The organism is Algoriphagus algorifonticola (assembly GCF_007655305.1).
In the GTDB taxonomy this organism is placed as follows: domain Bacteria; phylum Bacteroidota; class Bacteroidia; order Cytophagales; family Cyclobacteriaceae; genus Algoriphagus; species Algoriphagus algorifonticola.
The window spans coordinates 243,765-262,701 of the sequence record NZ_VLOG01000039.1 but is presented as its reverse complement, the minus strand read 5'-3'; the positions used below and the strand labels follow the sequence as shown (position 1 = coordinate 262,701).

At 38.5% G+C, this 18,937-nt stretch carries 17 protein-coding genes; 8 read left to right on the top strand and 9 right to left on the bottom strand.

Going from position 1 to position 18,937, the window contains the following annotated elements:
* Positions 1-149 precede the first annotated feature (149 nt).
* The 5 genes from FL972_RS09480 to FL972_RS09460 all read right to left on the bottom strand — a co-directional run bounded on the left by FL972_RS09480 (position 150) and on the right by FL972_RS09460 (position 5,053).
* Positions 150-1,772 (bottom strand): OmpA family protein, encoded by a 1,623-nt coding sequence (locus FL972_RS09480; protein ID WP_144605099.1) that lies wholly within the window; start codon positions 1,770-1,772, stop codon positions 150-152.
* Between the two features lie 2 nt (positions 1,773-1,774).
* Entirely contained in the window at positions 1,775-2,746 is a 972-nt protein-coding gene (locus FL972_RS09475; protein WP_144605097.1) for a deoxyhypusine synthase family protein, read from the bottom strand.
* Between the two features lie 97 nt (positions 2,747-2,843).
* A complete protein-coding gene (locus FL972_RS09470; protein WP_091654317.1) occupies positions 2,844-3,443 on the bottom strand; it encodes an OmpH family outer membrane protein in 600 nt (199 codons plus the stop codon).
* Between the two features lie 94 nt (positions 3,444-3,537).
* A complete protein-coding gene (locus FL972_RS09465; protein WP_144605094.1) occupies positions 3,538-4,440 on the bottom strand; it encodes a histone deacetylase family protein in 903 nt (300 codons plus the stop codon).
* Positions 4,441-4,495: 55 nt separating this feature from the next.
* Complete coding sequence (locus FL972_RS09460) at positions 4,496-5,053, bottom strand: hypothetical protein (RefSeq protein ID WP_144605092.1); 558 nt, start codon at positions 5,051-5,053, stop codon at positions 4,496-4,498.
* A gap of 87 nt (positions 5,054-5,140) precedes the next feature.
* On the opposite strand from FL972_RS09460, the gene FL972_RS09455 reads away from it, so the two are divergent.
* On the top strand, positions 5,141-5,581 hold the full coding sequence (locus tag FL972_RS09455; protein WP_144605090.1) for an AlbA family DNA-binding domain-containing protein: 441 nt from the start codon (positions 5,141-5,143) through the stop codon (positions 5,579-5,581).
* Here FL972_RS09455 and FL972_RS09450 read toward each other — a convergent pair.
* The gene (locus FL972_RS09450; RefSeq protein WP_144605088.1) at positions 5,570-5,935 is read right to left on the bottom strand and encodes a phage holin family protein; all 366 of its coding nucleotides are present in this window, start codon (positions 5,933-5,935) and stop codon (positions 5,570-5,572) included. The genes FL972_RS09455 and FL972_RS09450 overlap by 12 nt on opposite strands.
* 135 nt (positions 5,936-6,070) lie before the next feature.
* On the opposite strand from FL972_RS09450, the gene FL972_RS09445 reads away from it, so the two are divergent.
* Positions 6,071-6,820 (top strand): acyl-CoA desaturase, encoded by a 750-nt coding sequence (locus FL972_RS09445; protein ID WP_144605086.1) that lies wholly within the window; start codon positions 6,071-6,073, stop codon positions 6,818-6,820.
* A 153-nt stretch (positions 6,821-6,973) separates the two neighbouring features.
* Positions 6,974-7,303 (top strand): BlaI/MecI/CopY family transcriptional regulator, encoded by a 330-nt coding sequence (locus tag FL972_RS09440; protein ID WP_091653955.1) that lies wholly within the window; start codon positions 6,974-6,976, stop codon positions 7,301-7,303.
* Positions 7,304-7,367: 64 nt separating this feature from the next.
* Here FL972_RS09440 and FL972_RS09435 read toward each other — a convergent pair whose 3' ends face one another.
* On the bottom strand, positions 7,368-10,592 hold the full coding sequence (locus FL972_RS09435) for a S41 family peptidase (protein WP_144605084.1): 3,225 nt from the start codon (positions 10,590-10,592) through the stop codon (positions 7,368-7,370).
* 169 nt (positions 10,593-10,761) lie between these two features.
* Between FL972_RS09435 and tyrS the strand changes: the two genes are divergently transcribed.
* Together tyrS and FL972_RS09425 are read left to right on the top strand one after the other, a co-directional pair.
* Entirely contained in the window at positions 10,762-12,054 is a 1,293-nt protein-coding gene (tyrS, locus tag FL972_RS09430) for a tyrosine--tRNA ligase (RefSeq protein WP_144605082.1), read from the top strand.
* 149 nt (positions 12,055-12,203) lie between these two features.
* Positions 12,204-12,905, top strand: coding sequence for a TetR/AcrR family transcriptional regulator (locus FL972_RS09425; RefSeq protein ID WP_144605080.1), 702 nt, complete (start codon positions 12,204-12,206; stop codon positions 12,903-12,905).
* 482 nt (positions 12,906-13,387) lie between these two features.
* On the opposite strand, the gene FL972_RS09420 is transcribed toward FL972_RS09425, so the two are convergent.
* The gene (locus tag FL972_RS09420) at positions 13,388-14,881 is read right to left on the bottom strand and encodes a peptide MFS transporter (protein WP_144605181.1); all 1,494 of its coding nucleotides are present in this window, start codon (positions 14,879-14,881) and stop codon (positions 13,388-13,390) included.
* Positions 14,882-15,225: 344 nt separating this feature from the next.
* On the opposite strand from FL972_RS09420, the gene pckA reads away from it, so the two are divergent.
* The 3 genes from pckA to FL972_RS09405 all read left to right on the top strand — a co-directional run bounded on the left by pckA (position 15,226) and on the right by FL972_RS09405 (position 18,225).
* Complete coding sequence (gene pckA / locus FL972_RS09415; protein WP_144605078.1) at positions 15,226-16,827, top strand: phosphoenolpyruvate carboxykinase (ATP); 1,602 nt, start codon at positions 15,226-15,228, stop codon at positions 16,825-16,827.
* Between the two features lie 159 nt (positions 16,828-16,986).
* Positions 16,987-17,424 carry a peptidylprolyl isomerase gene (locus tag FL972_RS09410; protein WP_144605076.1) on the top strand — a complete coding sequence of 146 codons (438 nt, stop codon included), beginning with the start codon at positions 16,987-16,989 and terminating at the stop codon, positions 17,422-17,424.
* Positions 17,425-17,625: 201 nt separating this feature from the next.
* Entirely contained in the window at positions 17,626-18,225 is a 600-nt protein-coding gene (locus tag FL972_RS09405) for a hypothetical protein (protein WP_144605074.1), read from the top strand.
* Position 18,226: 1 nt separating this feature from the next.
* Here the strand turns inward: FL972_RS09405 and FL972_RS09400 are convergent, their stop codons facing one another.
* Positions 18,227-18,928: a TrmH family RNA methyltransferase gene (locus tag FL972_RS09400; protein ID WP_144605072.1), complete on the bottom strand. Its 702-nt coding sequence runs from the start codon at positions 18,926-18,928 to the stop codon at positions 18,227-18,229.
* Positions 18,929-18,937 lie beyond the last annotated feature (9 nt).

Below are 18,937 nucleotides of genomic sequence, written 5' to 3'. Positions count from 1 at the left end.
ACGGTTTATTGTCTGCTAAAAGGATCAGAATCCGGAAGCTTCGCCTGCCGTGGCTGGGTCTTCGGTCATCGGTCTTCCAATCGGTCAAGCAAAGAAAATAAGGTAACTGGCATGATTGCGGATAACCAGATTAAAGAATATCCCTTTTTCTAATTTTCTACTGTTAATTCTACTCTTCTATTTTTTGCTCTTCCTGCTTCAGTTGCATTGGAAGCCACAGGGCGAGTTCCACCCCATCCTGCAATTCTTAATTTTTCAAACTCAATACCTTTCTCCACCAAATAGTCCCTCACAGCTGCTGCTCGTTCTAAGGAAAGGGCTTTATTTAATCCTGGATCACCGGCATTATCAGTATGTCCACTAATTCGGATGGTCAGATCAGGATTTTCTATTAAAAACTCGGCAATCTCATTCAAAAACTCCAGTGTTTCTACTCCTTCTAGCTCAGCTGTGCCTCTTTTGAATGCCACCTTTTCCAAAGTAAAGGTACTTCCAGGAGCCGCTTTTCGCAGCAAAATCACATTTGGTTCTCCACTTAAAATCCGATCCACAGGAACTACAACCGGGAAATATGTTGCTGCCTGAAATCGAAGCTCAGTTACTCCAGACTTCTTTAATTCATTCAATTTTAATGGGCCGTTTTCTATTCCCCATTCTGCAGCTTTTTTTGAGAATAAGGAATAATCCAAAATTCTGGATTTTGAACTTTCATCGATAACCAACCAAGAAAGATTGGGCTCATCTACGGGTACAGATTTTTCCTGAACCTTTACTTCCGGAAATCCTACGGAACTTGAAGGATAAATAGGAACAATTTCTTGTATCTCTACCTTTTCTTCAGCTTCTTTTTGATTCAATAAAACAGCACTCGGAGACTCAAAATTCTCTGGAATAATTAATTTTTCTGGGTTTTGGAAAGTCAAGAGATCCGCAAATCCATCACTGTTTTGTGTACTAGTCCAAACTATTTCCTCATCAGAAATAAAGGTGATGGAAGCTTCAGATCCTGGAGAACTGATTTGTTCCCATCTTTTAGGCTGGCTCCAATTGGAAAGGGTTCCGTCCAAAGATTTGGCGATAAAAATATCTTTCCCCTGAGCTCCTTCCTGCATATTTGACGAAAAATAAAGGAGCTTGCTGTCAGGATTATAGAATGGACTTATTTCCTGACCCGGAGTATTGATCACATTTCCGAGATGAACCGGCTTTGACCAATCTATTGTACCAACCTTCTTTGTCAGGTATATATCTTCATTTCCTCTGCCATCTGCTCTTTTCCCTGAAATAAAAATTAAAGTTCCACCTTTCGAAACTCTACCAGTCAGGTTTCCTTCCATTTCTGAAATTCCTTCCACATTGACTTTTCGCAGAAAATTCCAGTCAGTTCCAAATTTAGAGTACTGATAAACCCCATTTCTATCAGTATCTCTGTGATATACGAGTAAAGTAAGAAGATCCTCCAAACCCAATGGAAAATCGTAGCCAGGCGTACTGAGATCAGGTCTGTGAATAGCCTCTGACCATTCCCCATTTTCATCTTTTTTACTCATCCAGATATCACCGGGATCAGTAATTCCACCTTTATTGTCTGGGTGAAATGCTCTTGTAAAGAGCAGCGTATTATTTCCAATCCAAACAGGATTCTGATCATCCTGTGGACTATTTGCTCCTGACAAACTTCGGATAGCTTGAGCAGAAAGGCCTGAGGAAAAAGAAAAAGCAAGCAATACTAGACTGCCTGCTTTCACATAAAATGACTTGAACTTATTCATAATTATTGACCCAAAACGATGGCAAATACCAGCGGGGCCACAATTGTTGCATCAGATTCAATGATAAATTTCGGGGTTTCCAAACCAAGTTTACCCCAGGTAATCTTCTCGTTAGGAACTGCTCCAGAGTATGATCCATAAGAAGTAGTAGAATCAGAAATCTGGCAGAAATAACCCCAAAGAGGCACATTATCACGTTGCAAGTCCTGATGCAGCATCGGAACCACGCAGATTGGGAAGTCTCCTGCAATTCCCCCGCCAATTTGGAAAAATCCAACTTTACTTTCTTCGGTAGCATTCTGCGTATACCATTCAGCCAGGAACATCATATATTCTATCCCGCTTCTTACAGTATGCACATTCTTAACATCTCCAGAGATCACATGACCTGCAAACATATTTCCCAAGGTTGAATCTTCCCATCCTGGCACTATGATAGGCAGATTCTTTTTGGCAGCTTCTAATAACCAGCTGTTCTTAGGATCAATTTGGAAAGAGTCATCCAACTTACCGGAAAGCAATATTTTGTAGAAAAATTCATGTGGAAAATATGCTTCACCGGCCTCGTCGGCTTTCATCCATTCTTCCAAAATCACATTTTCAATTCTTCTCATGGCTTCCATCTCAGGAATACAAGTATCCGTAACCCTGTTCATGTGTCGCTCCAAAAGGTCTTGCTCCTGTTCAGGAGATAATTCCCGGTAATTTGGGATTCTCTCGTAATAATCATGGGCAACCAGATTAAAAACGTCCTCTTCCAGGTTGGCACCTGTACAGGTAATGATTTGGACTTTATCTTGACGGATCATTTCTGCCAAGGAAATACCCAATTCAGCGGTAGACATGGCTCCTGCTAGGGTGACCATCATCTTCCCTCCTTCTTCCAAATGAGTCTTATATCCTTCGGCCGCATCAATCAAGGCAGCTGCATTAAAATGTCTGTAGTGGTGCTTTAGAAATTCTGTGATTTTCATTACTTGGATTTATCAATTAGGCGTCAAAAATACCTAAAAATAGGGTACAAAAAAACCCGACCTTAAGCCGGGTTTCGAAATATCAGTAAGTAAATACTTATTTAGCTGAATCAGCAGGCGTAGTATTGTACTCTTTATTCAGACCTTCAATCACGGCTTTGGTTACATCCAAAGCATCTTTTCCATACCATACTGCTCCACCTCTAGTGTAGCTCAAGATCAAATCAATATTGTTTTCCTCTGCATAGCTCTTTAGATATTTCTGAACTTTGTCATAAACATCGCTATATAAATTAGACTCATCAGCAGAAAGCTCTTGCATCAGATTATCTCTGTAAGTCATCAAGTTTTGCTCTTTCTTTACCAACTCTTCCTGCTTAGCTCTTTGCTGATTAGGTGTCATATTTCCACCAGTTTGCTGAAAATTAGCAACCTCCTGCTCAAAACCTCTAGCTCTGCTTTGAAGATCACCTTCAAACTTCTTTCCTTTTTCTGTGATTTCTTCGGATTTCTTTTTGAAGAACTCGTACTGATTGATCACACTGTCAGTATACACATATGCAATACTCAAATCAGAAATTGAAGCAGCCTCTCCTGAAGCTGTTGCAGTTGTGTTTTCTGTAGTTTTTGGTTGACAAGCGTAAAAAAGCACTGTTGCAAAACCAAGTACTCCTATGAATTTAAATCCTTTTTTCACTTTGTATATTTTATTGTTGACAAGGGCGCAAATATAAAGAAAGTATTGATTTTCCAAGGTCTGACCTTTTTGAAAAAGCTTTTTTTAGGAGTATTTAAAAAAATATATCCTGAGCCAGCCTGTAAACCTGAGCATGCGCCTCAATGATATGGCTGATTTTTTCACTGTAACCCCCTCCCATCGAACACATAATTGGAAGCTTCAACTCTTTTCCAAGGTTCAGCACTTTCTTGTCACGCAATTTAACACCTTCTATACTCATGCCTAAACGTCCAAGTTTGTCTGTTTCCAACACATCGACACCACATTGATACATGATGAAATCAGGATGAAACTTCTTCAAAATGTTTTCTAAGGCGAGATCTAGCTGATTTAAATATTCCTCATCTCCAGTTCCATCCGGCAATTCAATATCCAGGTCAGACTTTTCTTTTCGATGAGGATAGTTTTTGGCTCCATGCATGCTGAATGTGAATACGGATGGATCATCTTTAAAAATTTGAGCCGTACCATTACCCTGATGCACATCCAAATCTATGACTAGAATATTTTTGGCAAGTCCTTCATTCTGAAGATATCTACTCGCCAAAGCTATATCATTTAACAAGCAAAAACCTTCTCCTCTATCCGTAAACGCATGATGAGTACCACCGGCAATATTTAAAGAAATACCATACTCAAGTGCAAACAAAGCAGCTCTAACCGATCCACCAGCAATGATGGTTTCCCTATCCACCAATTCTTTGCTCAATGGAAACCCTGTAGCACGCTCTTCAGACCTACTCAAGGCTAAATTTTTGAGTTTTTCCCAATATTGAACATCATGAACTTGCACAATAAGACTTTCTTCTACTGCATCAGGAGCAAAGAAATTTCTTTCAGAAACTGTGCCCTCATACATCAGTTGCTGAGGCAAAAGCTCATATTTCTCCATGGGAAATCTATGTCCCGGAGGCAAAGGATGAGCATATTCGGAAGACCAGGCAATTTTAAGCATAAAAAAAACGCTTGTATTTTAACAAGCGCTCCAAATTTTTGTTCCAAATAAAGATTTAAACGTCTTCTTCTTCAGACTGAAAAGTATACATGGTTTCATCCAACTTAATGGTATCATCATTGAATTCCTTAATGAATTTGGCAATTACTTTCTCATCAATATATTCCACATTCAAAGCTGCATCTAAACCGATTCCATAATCGTGGTTTGTATCAATGTCGATAAATTCCTGAACTTTCACAGACTCCTCCTCTTCGATTTCCATGATCATCTCCGTGATAAACCATCCAATTTCCTCTTCTTCACTAGTTAAAGGCAGTAAGTTCCCATTTTCATCTTCTTCGTATCTAATTCCACTGAAATTCGGAAATTTCTTAGCCGCTTCATGTTCTGCAAGCTCATAAACTTCACTCGCATGGTGTAGTCTCAACGTATATAAGGCAGCATCGTATATAACTTCCTTACCTTCAAACATTCCAATGAAGTAAAAATTTACAAATTCATCAGAGTTTTCCTCCTCAGGAAATAATTGAAATGATTTGCCAGAGGCTTTCAATTCCTGCTTGAGCTTGGAAATTTCTTTTGGATCAAAGCCAGGATTCATAGTTGACATAGATTAAAAATTAGTAGTCTTAAGTTTCAGTTGGGAAAGATAATCTTCAAGTTGAATATATCAAGTAATATACGTCACAAATTGTAAATGAATAAACATAATATAGAAAAGTTTGATGAAGAATTCATCAAAAAAGTTTTAAAGTCAAAAGAAGGTATCTCATTGGATTTCAAGCAGAAAGTGAGTTCGAAAGAGAAAATAGCCCGCACAATCTCTGCATTGGCCAATACAAAAGGGGGTATCATTGTAGTTGGTATTTCGGATCAAAAAAAAATAACTGGCATAGACCCAAACGAGGAAATGTATATGATTCAGGATGCCAATGATAAATTTTGCATCCCTCCGGCAACTATAGATTTTGAGACCATCAAGTGGATTGACGAAGCACCTGCTTACAATGAACCTTCTGAAAAATTCATACTAAAGGCCATGATTCAACCTTCCAAAAAGAAAATAAAGAGCCCAGATAAAAACGGAGTTTTGAAAGTTTATCGAAGGGTCAATGATCAAAGTACCTCAACGATCTAAATTCAAATTATTTCCAAACAGCGAGTTGATTAAGCTCAAGAGAATTGCAAATAATAAAGCCCACCAAAACCCGCTGACTTCAAAACCGGGAATAATCGCATCAGCCAATAATATTACCAAAGCATTAATCACCAAGAGGAACAAACCAAAGGTGATGATGGTTAAAGGTAAGGTAAGTAAGATCATTAAGGGCCTCACAGTTAGATTAATTAAAATCAACAAAGCAGCAAGTAGAAAGCCAGTAATCCATCCATCAATGGAAATTCCCGGAAGAAAAAATGCTGCTATTAATACTGAAATACCACCTATTAGTATTTTGACAAGAATCGAAGTTGCTTGTGATTGCTGAGACATAATGAAAAGTTGTTTTCACCAAATTAAGCAAAAATTGATTTAAATCATGAAAATTAGATCAAGGTTGATCTCCTAGAGCTTTACTATTGGGTTCTTGCCTCTTATATTTGTACAAATTCAATAAACCAATAACGAGTGATTATCATTATCTTCTTTCTCCTGCACTGGTACTTCTCATTATTTTGCCAGAGCTTCTTTCTGCACCGCTATGCAGCTCATCAAATGTTTGTCATGAATAAATACTGGGAGAGATTTTTCTATCTTTTCACATGGATATGGCAAGGCAGTTCTTATCTTTCCCCTAGAGCATACGCTATCCTTCACAGAATGCACCATGCATACAGCGATACTCCGAAAGACCCTCATTCCCCACATCACACAGAAAACCTTTTCACCATGATGTGGAAAACGAAAAACATTTACAATGATTACTTCAGCTTTAAACTGAAGCCTGAGGAGCGTTTTTCTAAGGATATTCCTGATTGGAACAGATTTGACAGATTTGCGGACAGTATGGGAGTCCGAGTAGCCTGGGGATTATTATATGTAGCAATCTACGTATTGGCAATAACTGTATTTGAATTACCTGGAACTCACTGGTGGATGTACTTCTTACTTCCAATTCATTTCTTGATGGGACCTGTTCATGGTGCTATTGTCAACTGGAGTGGTCACAAATACGGATATGCTAATTTTGATAATAATGATAAATCAAAAAATTCGTTATTGTTGGATGTTTTAATGCTCGGAGAGCTTTTCCAAAACAATCATCATAAGCTTCCAAACCGCCCAAACTTTGCAGTGAAATGGTACGAATTTGATCCGACCTATCCTATTGTGAAATTATTACACGCATCGGGTATAATTAAATTAAGAACAGCATAATAAAAAAGGAGCAAAATTTGCTCCTTTTTTATTTCCCTAGTTTTCAGATACTTGAGATTTTTTTTAACTAAATAGGCAAATTTATTTTTGTACTTTTCTTGGATTTTCGGAACTAAACCAATAATTTTCTAAGGAATTAAAACTTAACACCTTATGAAACCATTAACCAGAGCAGAAGAGGAGATCATGCAGATCCTCTGGGACATCGAAAGAGGGTTTGTCAAAGACATTCTTGTACCGATGCCAGAACCAAAGCCAGCCTACAACACAGTTTCCACTATCGTTAGGATTCTAGAAAGAAAAGGCTTTGTAAGTCACAAGTCTTATGGCAAAAGCCATGAGTATTTCCCAATCGTTTCTAAAGATGAATACAGAACATTCATCATTAAGAAAATGCTAGAGGGATATTTTGATAGTTCATTTGCAAAAATGACTCAGTTCTTTAAGAATGATGAGTCTTTGAACAACAAGAATTATCAATAAACAGAAACGTTTAACGGATAAGCATCAGATAAAAGAAAAAGCCGGGCAAATTGCCCGGCTTTTTTTATCTCACCTCTTTCAGAAGTTCTTCAATTGCCTTTCCCAGCTGCTGATCAATTCCCTGATCAATCTTACCTGGCATATTTTTCACTTCAAACTGTGGCTTTGTTTCATTATTCTCCAGCCACTCTCCTGCTTTATTTTTGGCAGAAATAGGAACAGCTCCCCATCTCACTCCATTTGGCAAACCTTCCCAACCTGCAAAAGAGCAAGTACCCGGAGTAGGCATTCCCACTGTTTTACCAATATTCAAATCTGTATATCCACAAGCAAAACAATGTCCATCTGAATAATTAGCTTCATTGAACATCGCTAAAGTCGGTTTAGTCCATCTTGCAGTAGGCTCATATCCCACCACTTTATCAGCAGTGGCATAAGTCAGGAATTTTTCACCAGTAAAGAACATAGCCAAATCAGCAACCAAGTCTCCACCACCGTTGAAACGAGTATCTACGATAACTGCTTCTGTATCATGATACTTACCCATCATGTCCTCATAAACATTTCGATAAGGTCCGTCACTCATCCCCGGAATATGCACATAACCCAATTTACCATCACTTAATTTTGTAACCTCTTCCTGATTCTGTTTCACCCATCTTTTATAAAGAAGTCTGTTTTCTTCCCCCAAGGAAATTGGTTTTACAGTGATTTGCTGAACATTTCCGCCACTGGTATCGGTTAGTTCAAGCAAAGTAAACTTGTCCACTTTCCTGTTCAAAAGTTTAGCAAAATCCACTTCTGGACTAATTACTTCACCATCGATCTTTTGGATAATCATACCCTGCTTTACAGTAAATTCTGCTTTATCCAATGGGCCTCCGGAGATCACTTCTGTTATTTTTACTCCATTTCCCTGATGCTTATAGTCCCAGAGTATCCCCAAAGCAGCTGTTTGATCAGCCATTGGAATAGATCTGTTGTATCTTGCTCCAGCATGAGAAACATTTAACTCCCCTATCATCTCAGAGAGCATTTCAGCAAACTCATAATTATTACCAATATGTGGCAGGTATTTTTGGTAATCTACTTTAGCTTTTTCCCAGTCTACACCATGCATATCCGGAGTATAAAAAATACCCTTTGTCCTTAACCAAACATGATCAAATAAATGGGCTAATTCTGCATCCTTATCATAACTCATCTCGCCACTGATCTTAATGCCCTCTTTCTTCATTGACTCAGTGTTGATTTTGGAAATACTTCCATCACTCAATAAATAAAGATTTTTTTGATCCTTGTCCCACATCAACCTACCATACCCGGCATTCAAAGCAAGCTCCTGCTTGGTTTCTTTAGTCCTTAAATTAGTGCTCCAGAGGTTTTGTCCTTTTTCAAAACTGGCCAAATAGAATAGTTTCTCCCCATCTTTACTAAGTACAGCGTCCCCCAACATAGAAGAGTGAATGGTCAGTTTGGCCTTTCTTTCTTCCAATCCATCCCAGTCAAATTTAAGAGGAGCAACTTCTTTTTTCTCATCCTTTTTTTCCTCTTTGGAATCATCTTTCTTTTTGGACTTTTCTATTTCCTTCATCAAGTCAAATTCCTCTTTACTCAAGTTGAATTTGTCCCAAGCTGCTTTATCGAAGAAGAGCATATACACATCTTCTTCACTTCTTCCTGATGTGGCATAGCTTCTTAGACCATCTCTATTAGACATCCAAAGCATTTGTTTCCCCTCATTTACCCAGGTAGCTCTATCGTCACTATAGCCACTTTGGGTGATCTTTTTCATGGGTTGCTTGCCAGTGATATCCAATAAAACCACTTCAGAGTTGACCATGGTAGGTCTGTAGGTAGCTAATAAATAGTTACTATCAGGACTCCATACAAAATATTGATCTCCATCTCTCATATGAAAGAGCTGCTCAGGAGTCATTAAAGTAACTGCCACTTTACTGGATAAATCAACAACTTTCAAGGTTCTGCGCCCTTCTACATAAGCGAGCTTTTTCCCATCGGGAGACAATTTTGGAAGATAGGCATCATCATTTATCTCCAGCAATAACTTTTCATTCAGCAAGGTTGAAGCAAAAAAGAAAGGTTCTTCTGCTCTTGCTTTCGTACTTTGGAAAATCTGCCATTTACCATCTCTTTCACTGGCATATACGATGGATTTCCCGTCAGGAGCAAATTCCACAAATCTTTCTTGTTCAGGAGTATTGGTGATTCTTTTTGTGAGTGATCCATCGACAGATGTAACAAAAACTTCTCCCCTGGCTACGAAGGCGATTTCTTTTCCATCAGGAGAAATACTCATTTCGCTAACTCCACCATTAATAGAAATAAAGTTATCAGGATTGGAGATTGCCTGCGTTTTCAGACTAACGGCTACTTTTTTAGGATTTTCACCTTTTCTTAAGGTATACAGCTCTCCATCATATCCAAAACTCATCAATCCATTGTTGGAAATACTTAAGAAGCGAACTGGAAAATTTGTCAAGCTGGTTAAGGCAGTAGTCTGCGAAGGATTATCTAAAGCCATGGAAAACACGTTGAAACTTCCATTTTGCTCGCTTAGATAATACAACTCTTTTTCATCGGGTGAAAAAACCGGGTTTCTGTCTTCCCCATAGAATGTGGTGAGCATCTGATGCGAATTAGAGCTTGCATCATAAATCCAAAGATCCCTAGCTATTCCAGACTCATGATGTTTTCTCCATTCATTCTCCCCTCCTTTTTTGTCATGATAGACTATCTTAGATCCATCTTTACTGGTCTTTATATATTCTGCTGGAATAGTCCAAACTTGGTCTACTCTGCCACCATTTACCGGAACCTTATATAATTCAGGCTGTGATCCCGTAGGATATTGTCTATGAGAAGCAATATCCATTCGGTTTGCTCCAAATAGGACAAACTTTCCATCTGCTGAAAAATCAAAAGGTTGCTCATCATTGGAATGATATGTCAACCTTGTTGCCGGGCCTCCGGCAGCATCCATGATAAAGATGTCAAAATTTCCATACCGGTCAGATGCAAAAGCAATCTTGCTTCCATCCTTGCTCCAGACTGGTTGATAGTCATGAGCTTCGTGAAAGGTGATTTGCTTAGCTTCTCCACCTTGAGAAGAGACAGTATACAAATCTCCTTTGTAGGTGAACACAATAGTGCTTCCATCGGGAGAAATTGCAGGGTATCTCATCCAAGAAGGATTCTCTTGGGCATTGATTCCTGAACTGATCAGAGTGAATAATGTCAGAGTTAGAATACTATATAAATATCTCATAGCTTTTAATTTCGATTGTGAAAGTAATGAAAATTAAAAAACTTAGCTTCAAAACTTCACCGTTGGTGTCTTTTCAAGGAAGAATGGATGCATCTAGCAATCCTTTTATACTTTTCTTCCATCCTTCGATGGACAAGGCTATATTTGCGGCTTAAATTTTAATAATTCCATGAATCCATTTATAGAAGAATTGCGCTGGAGAGGAATGCTCCAAGATATGACACCCGAAATCGAAGAACACTTAAACAAAGGTACAGCTTCGGCATATCTGGGTTTTGACCCGACAGCAGACTCTCTTCATATTGGCCATTTGGTGGGAGTAATGACGCTATTGCATTTCCAGAGAGCGGGTCACAAGCCTTTTGCTTTGGTAGGCGGGGCAACTGGAATGATTGGAGATCCATCTTTTAAATCAGCAGAAAGAAACCTTTTGGACAAACAAACATTAGATCATAATGTATCCTGCATCCAAAATCAATTGTCTAAGTTTTTGGATTTCAAAACCAATGCTAACAACAAGGCTGAGTTAGTCAACAACTATGATTGGATGTCTCAGTTTTCCTTTTTGGATTTTATCAGAGATGTAGGAAAGCACATTACCGTTAACTACATGATGTCCAAGGACTCCGTAAAAAGAAGACTTGAAGATGGAAATGGGCTTTCTTTTACCGAGTTTTCATACCAGCTGATTCAAGGTTACGATTTTTACCACCTTTGGAAAAATAAAAATTGTACTGTTCAGCTTGGGGGTTCAGATCAATGGGGAAATATAGTAACAGGTACTGAACTCATCCGAAGAATGGGTGGCGGCAGTGCATTTGCTTTAACGGTTCCTTTGATTACTAAAGCTGATGGAAGCAAATTCGGGAAAACTGAAGGAGGTTCCGTGTGGCTTGATCCGGAAAAAACCTCTCCTTATGCGTTTTACCAGTTTTGGTTGAATGTGTCGGATGAAGATGCATCTAAATATATCCGAATATTTACCACATTAGACAGGGAGACCATAGAGGCATTGGAAGCAGAGCATGCTCAGGCACCCCATTTGAGAACCTTGCAGAAAGAAATAGCCAAGCAAGTAACCATCATGGTACATAGCCAGGAGGATTATGAGATGGCTGTAAAAGCATCTGAGATCCTTTTCGGAAAATCTTCAACAGAAGACTTGGCAGCTTTGGACGAGCGAACCTTTTTACAAGTATTTGATGGAGTACCTCAAGTAAAAATTGAAAATGCTGAATACACAGCACTTACTTCTATTTTAGATTTATTTGGAGAAATTTCTCAGGGAGTGATTTTCGGTTCCAAAGGAGAAGCAAGAAAAATGATTCAGGGAGGTGGCTTAAGTATCAATAAGGAAAAGGTTGCTGATCCTAACGCATCCATAAATTTTGAATTGCTACAAGGAAAGTATTTACTAGTGCAAAAAGGAAAGAAAAATTACTTCATCGTAGAGATTGTTTAATCCTATGAGGATCAAGTAAAAAGCCTTAAATCTTAAAATTTAGGGCTTTTTTTTATGTCCTTAACCTAAATATTGACCCAAGTTTAATTCCTGTTTTTGACCAAGGTTTAATATCTTTGATATGTTTTTTAAACAGACAAGCAACAGGTATGGCAGGCGAAAAAAATAAAGAAAAGCTCATTTTAGATTCAGCGATTGCACTCTTCACCAGCAAGGGATTTCAAGCAACACGAATGGAAGATGTAGCAAAAAAAGCAGGAATAAGTAAAGGCCTCAGTTACTTTTATTTCAAAAATAAAGAAGACCTTTTTATGGCATTGACCAAAAAGGCATTCGACCAATTAAAAGACGAATTCCGAGATGAATGGTCCAACCGAAGTCGGGGGAAATCAGGCTTAGCTATGCTTTCTGATTTGATTATCAGGATATCAAATTTTGCGAAAAATAATCAGATCCTTTATGATTCTGTGATCAACTTTTTGGATCTGATGAAAAAATATAACTCAGAAAAAGAGCGGGAATCTATCAATGCTTTGATTCTGGAAAGCGTACATTTTCAAAAACTGTTAGAAATTCATCATGAACCTGCCAAGCTAGGAATCGCAATGGTCAGTCATGGGATTAAAGATGGAAGTATCAGACCGGAATTACAGCCCGAAATCACGTTTTATACGATTTGGAGTATGATGATAGGATTTGAAAAAATGCGGGGCCCCATTGAATATGAAGCCAAGGAAGTTAAAATTAATCCTGAAAACTGGGAGCCAGGCTTCATCAAACTAATGCAAGAGATGCTCAAAGGAACCATTCAGGCGAGTAAGCCAACTACTGTTCAGACGAGTTTATTCTAAAACAAAAGAGGCTGTCTCATTAGTGCAATTTGTCACATTGAGCGAAGTCGAAATGTAGGCCAAAACGATAGAAATGGCCTTCGACTCCGCTACCAATGACAGATTATATTAAATTCCGAAATTTCACTTATTTCGGAATTTAATTCTTTGTTATGGAAAGTAAGCTTTAGCTAACTTAAAATCCTTCTGCTTCTATTAAGCATTTTTTTTTTTCTCTTCGTTCTTTTGCCTTGAAGCAAAAGAACCAAAAATTCAAGACGCAGCAAAGCTCCAACCGCACTAGGCCAGACGCTGGCCCGCTGCTGCGTCAGCCCAACGCGCCCTCACTAAATAAGTTCTTCTTAAAGGAAAGGTTTTCAATTGTGAAATAACAACAGACAAATCCATTTTGGATGGCCCTGTCATATCATTTTTTATATGTTCGAAGAATATTTAAGACTCAGGCTGACACTAGAGCTAATTTTGAGACAGCCTCCCTTCATTTAATGGACATTGCCCATCATTCGTTTTATAATTGGTTTCAATAGAAAGAGTAATAAGGCTGAGCCAATGACCGTATACACAATCAACATGTATTGATCTGGCATCTGAGCCAATGCTTCTTCAGTTCCCCCACTCGCTTCACCGGCAATCAATCCAGCAAATAAATTCCCTAGAGAAACTGATAGGAACCAAATCCCCATCATTTGACCAGCATAGCCTTTCGGAGCAAGCTTGGTCACCAAACTCAATCCTACAGGTGACAAACTTAACTCACCAAATGTGTGAAGCATATAAGTCATGATCAACCAGGTAGGAGCTGCCAAATCACCGGAAGCAGCAATTTTAGCTGCGAAATACATCACAAAGAATCCCAAACCTAGAAGAAGCAGACCAAATGTAAATTTCAAAGGAGAACTAGGCTCCAAATTTTTACGGCCTAACCATACCCACATGCCTCCAAAAATCGGAGCAAAAATGATGATAAACATGGAGTTGATGGATTGGAAATAACCTGTGGGTATTTCAAAGCCTAAGACTGTTCTGTCTGTAAATCTTTCTGCAAATAAGTTAAGCGTAGAACCTGCCTGCTCAAAACCTGACCAGAACATAGCAGAGAACAAAAACAAAATGGCGATTACTCCAACCTTATTTTTATCCCCTTTATCCAATCCACCAAAAAGGATTACATAGCCTAGATATCCAAAAGCAACCAATGCGATGATGGTTCCTGATGCTCCTGCGATAGCAGATACATCAATAGGAATAATTCCAGTAAACAAAACAGCTACAAAAACTGCTAAAGCTAATCCAATCCAGGTTACCAAAGAGCGCAACTTTTTCTGCTGAACTTTTTCAGTCTCTTCAGCCACAATTGGAGCTTCACCATATCCTTCCAAAGAAGCACCAGTAATTTTATACTGAATTAAGCCAAAAACCATCCCTAATCCAGCCAAACCAAAGCCTAAGTGCCAATCATATTCAGCAAGCGTACTACAAGCGATAGGTGCGATAAGAGCACCCAAGTTGATTCCCATGTAGAAAATAGAGAAACCCGCATCTCTTTTTGAGCTTCCAGCAGGGTATAATTGACCTACGATAGATGAGATATTGGGCTTTAATAAACCTGTTCCGAGTACAATTAATATAAGGCCTAGAAAAAATGAATTAGTGTCTAAGGCGGAAAGTTCTGTTTTTCCTTCATAAGCACCAGAACCAAATATACCTGGCAAAGCCATCATAAAGTGCCCCATAGCAATGATAATACCGCCATACCAAACAGATTTCTTTAAACCAAAAAGACGGTCTGCTAACCAACCTCCAGGTAATGCCAATAAATAAACACCCATGGTATAGAGTCCATAAATAGCACCGGAGGTTTTATCATCAAAACCAAGACCTCCATCAGCAATAGCGGTGGTCATAAAAAGAATGAGCAATGCTCTCATTCCGTAGTAACTGAAGCGCTCCCACATTTCTGTGAAAAACAAGGTCATCAGACCCTTCGGGTGGCCAAAAATAGTTGGCCCTTCAAATTCAGGATTGTTTGGAGTTTCCAATTAAGTCAGTGATTTAGGTTGATAAATTTTACAATGATAAAAGAATTTGGCAGGTTCTTCAAAATGGATTGATTTAAATACATGCAATTTTCCTTTTAAAATATGTAATTCCGAAGGATTTGTGGATAGATCAATAATTGAAAATTCAATACTGCCAAATATTTATCTGTTTTTTCTTCGTAATCGATTGAAAAGCGAAATTTTAAAGATTTTTCATTTTGAATTAAGACCTTTTTCCTAATTTTGGGAAGACAATTTTCAGTTTGTAAACCCAAAATTTTATGCAGGATTTAGCTCTGGACACCCAGACCTCTCCTTTGAATTTTCTCGACTTGCAGACAAGCGGAAAAGTTCACTTTAATCTTCCACAAGCCGAATTGGTGGAACACGCATTGGCTCGAAAGGAAGGATATCTCACCTCTACGGGAGCATTGATGGCAGACACCGGTAAATTCACCGGTAGATCTCCTAAGGATCGTTACGTTGTCAAAGATGCTCAAACAGAAGATGCTGTTTGGTGGGGAGATATCAACATTCCATTCGATGAAGAAAAATTTGATCGATTATTGGAGAAAATGAAAGCATTCCTTTCTGACAAAGATCTTTTTGTTAGAGATGCTTTTGCCGGAGCTGATCCTCAGCATAGATTGAATATTCGCGTAATCAATACTTGGGCGTGGCACAATCTATTTTGCCACAACATGTTTTTAAGACCAACTCAAGAAGAGTTGGCAGATTTTGAGCAGGACTTTACTATTATCTGTGCTCCGGGATTTGAGGCAGACCCTGAAACTGACGGTACAAAAAATCCAAACTTTGCCATATTAAATATGTCAAAGCGAATGATTTTAATCGGAGGTACAGGATATGCTGGAGAAATGAAAAAAGGTATCTTTTCTGTTCTGAATTTTATACTTCCTCACGAAAAGAACGTGCTTTCTATGCACTGTTCAGCCAATGTTGGTGACAAAGGTGATACGGCTATTTTCTTTGGTCTTTCAGGTACAGGTAAAACCACCTTATCTGCTGATCCAAAAAGAGGATTGATCGGAGACGATGAGCACGGATGGACAGAAAATGGCGTGTTCAATTTCGAGGGTGGCTGTTATGCTAAAGTAATTGACCTAAGCAGAGAAAAAGAGCCTGAAATCTGGGATGCCATTCGATTTGGTTCCATCGTTGAAAATACCAGATTTAATCCGGGAACTCGAATCGTGAATTATGCAGATAAAAGTGTAACCGAAAATACGAGGACAGCCTACCCTATTCATTACATACCGAACGCTTTAGAGCCTTCTACTGCAGGAATCCCAAAAAATATATTTTTCCTTACAGCAGATGCATTTGGAGTCATCCCTCCGATTTCTAAACTGAACAAGAGTCAAGCTATGTATCACTTTATTTCTGGCTATACTGCTAAAGTAGCAGGTACAGAAATGGGGGTTACAGAGCCTAAATTGACATTTTCTGCATGTTTTGGTGCTGCATTTCTTCCTCTACACCCAACAGCATACGCTTCTCTATTTGGAGAGAAAATGGAAAAGTACGAGACCAATGTTTGGCTGATCAACACAGGCTGGACTGGCGGACCTTACGGTGTCGGTTCTAGAATGAAGTTAGCTTACACTAGAGCCATGATCACCGCGGCTTTGGAAGGTAGCTTAGAGTCTGTTGATTTTAAACCTCATGCAGTTTTTGGTTTTGAGGTTCCTCAATCTTGTCCAAATGTTCCTAGTGAAGTATTAAACCCAAGAAGCACCTGGAGCAATCCGGCAGATTATGATAAGCAAGCATCAGACTTGGCAAAATCATTTGTTCAAAACTTCAAGCAGTTTGAATCTTACGCCTCTGAGGATATTCTGGCTGGAGCACCTAAAATTTAATTGATATAAACCCTCTATAACCTAAGCCCATGTATGTTTGCATGGGCTTATTTTTATTAATCTTCAACCTGAAATAAATCCTTCGGGTAAATAATTGAAGGTTTATCCAAGGGAAAGACTATTTTTACCCCTCGAAAAATTCAGAACAAAAGACACAACATGAAGACAGCTGAAATTATCACTGAAAAGGGAACAATGAAGGTGGAGTTTTATGAGAAAGATGCTCCCAAAACAGTAAATAACTTCGTTGAATTATCGCAAAAAGGATTCTATGATGGACTTACTTTTCATAGAGTAATTCCAAACTTTGTGATTCAAGGAGGATGTCCAATCGGAAATGGTGCCGGTGGACCAGGCTATAAAATCAATTGCGAATTAGACGGAGGTAATCAATACCATGATAGAGGTGTACTTTCAATGGCACATGCCGGTAGAAATACTGGAGGTTCCCAGTTTTTCATTTGCCATAGCAGAGATAATACAGCTCACTTAGACAGAAACCATACTTGCTTTGGAAAAGTAGTAGAAGGACTTGAAGTCATAGATGCTATTCGAGCAGGAGATAAGATTGAAAAAATAGTGATCAGCGAAGCATAAAAACAAGAGGCTGTCTCGAAAGTGCAATATGTAACATTGAGCGTCCCGACAATTGTACGGGATCGAAATGTAGGCCACATCGATAGAAATGGCCTTCGACTCAGATCAGGCTGACACTAGAGCTATTAATGAGACAGCCTCTTATTTTTTAACAATTCTTGGAATAGTTCTTGAACAAGGGGAAGTTCAAAGAACTTACTTATGAAGTATACTTATTTATTACTCCTGATTTTTTTTGGTTCCATCAATTCTCTTCAAGCCCAGCATTATGGGAATTCATTGGGTCTACGCCTTGGAAATAATGATTTGGGCAGAACAGTAGGACTTTCTTTTCAACAAAGAATCAGTAAAAGAAATACCATTGAGGCTATTCTTCAGTCGGACTTTTCAAGAAACACAACGGCTCATATTTTATATGAAATTCATAGACCTATCATCTCCAAGCGATTGAATTACTATTATGGAGGTGGCTTAGCTTTCGGAAGCGAAGAGAGCTTTATGAAAGATGCAGTGAACAAAGAGATAGTGCATACCTATGGCAATTCAACAGTCGGTGTAGATTTTATCTTGGGTTTTGAAATGACCTTTTTGAATACGGTTTTTTCTTTTGATTATAAGCCCAATATTAATGTGGCAGGAAGAGAGGAGTTTTTCAGAGGACAAGCTGGGATATCAGCGAGAATGGTCTTAGTCAAAAGTAAGGACCAGAAAAAGCGTCAGAGACAAAGACAAAGAGCAAAAAATCAGCAAAATACCAGTTCTTTTGGAGAAAAAATCAATTCTATTTTCAAGAAGAATTAACTCAGGAATTCAGAGTTTCCCAGTACATTTTTTCATGTAGATCTGACCTCTTTACAATCTGCTTATACCATTTAAGCCTTAAAGCATGTTTTTCATCTTCTGATAAATGGAAGCCCTCGATTGTTAAATCCTTGATTTGCTTTGTCAATTCATAAAGAAAAATTGAAGCGGAGACTGAAATATTAAAACTCTCTGTAAATCCCAACATAGGAATATGAACCAAGCCATCTGCTTGCTGTTTCACTTCTTCACTTACACCTTCATGCTCATTGCCAAAAACTAATGCGATTTTCTGGTTAGCAGGCAAATCATAGACAGAAATGGATCCGGGATTGGGGCTTGTGGCCAATATTTGATAACCATTTTTCTTGAGAGCAGAGAAACAGTCCTGGACTGCATTTCCTTCATTGGAAAAATATTTATGAATATCTACCCAATCAGATGCACCACGGGTGACATAGGGATTGACTTTGTATTGATTGGTTTTTTCAAGGATATGAACATCCTGAATACCGAAGCAATCGCAAGTTCTTAATACTGCACTGGCATTATGAGGCTTATAAATATCCTCTAAAACGACCGTGAAAAATCGGGTTCTTTGAGCTAATACAGTTTCCATTACCTTCTTTTTATGATCTGTAATGTACTGTCCCAGATAGGATAACAGCCCTAATTCCTTCTTGTAAAGCTCTTTTTCTTCCATTTTCAAATA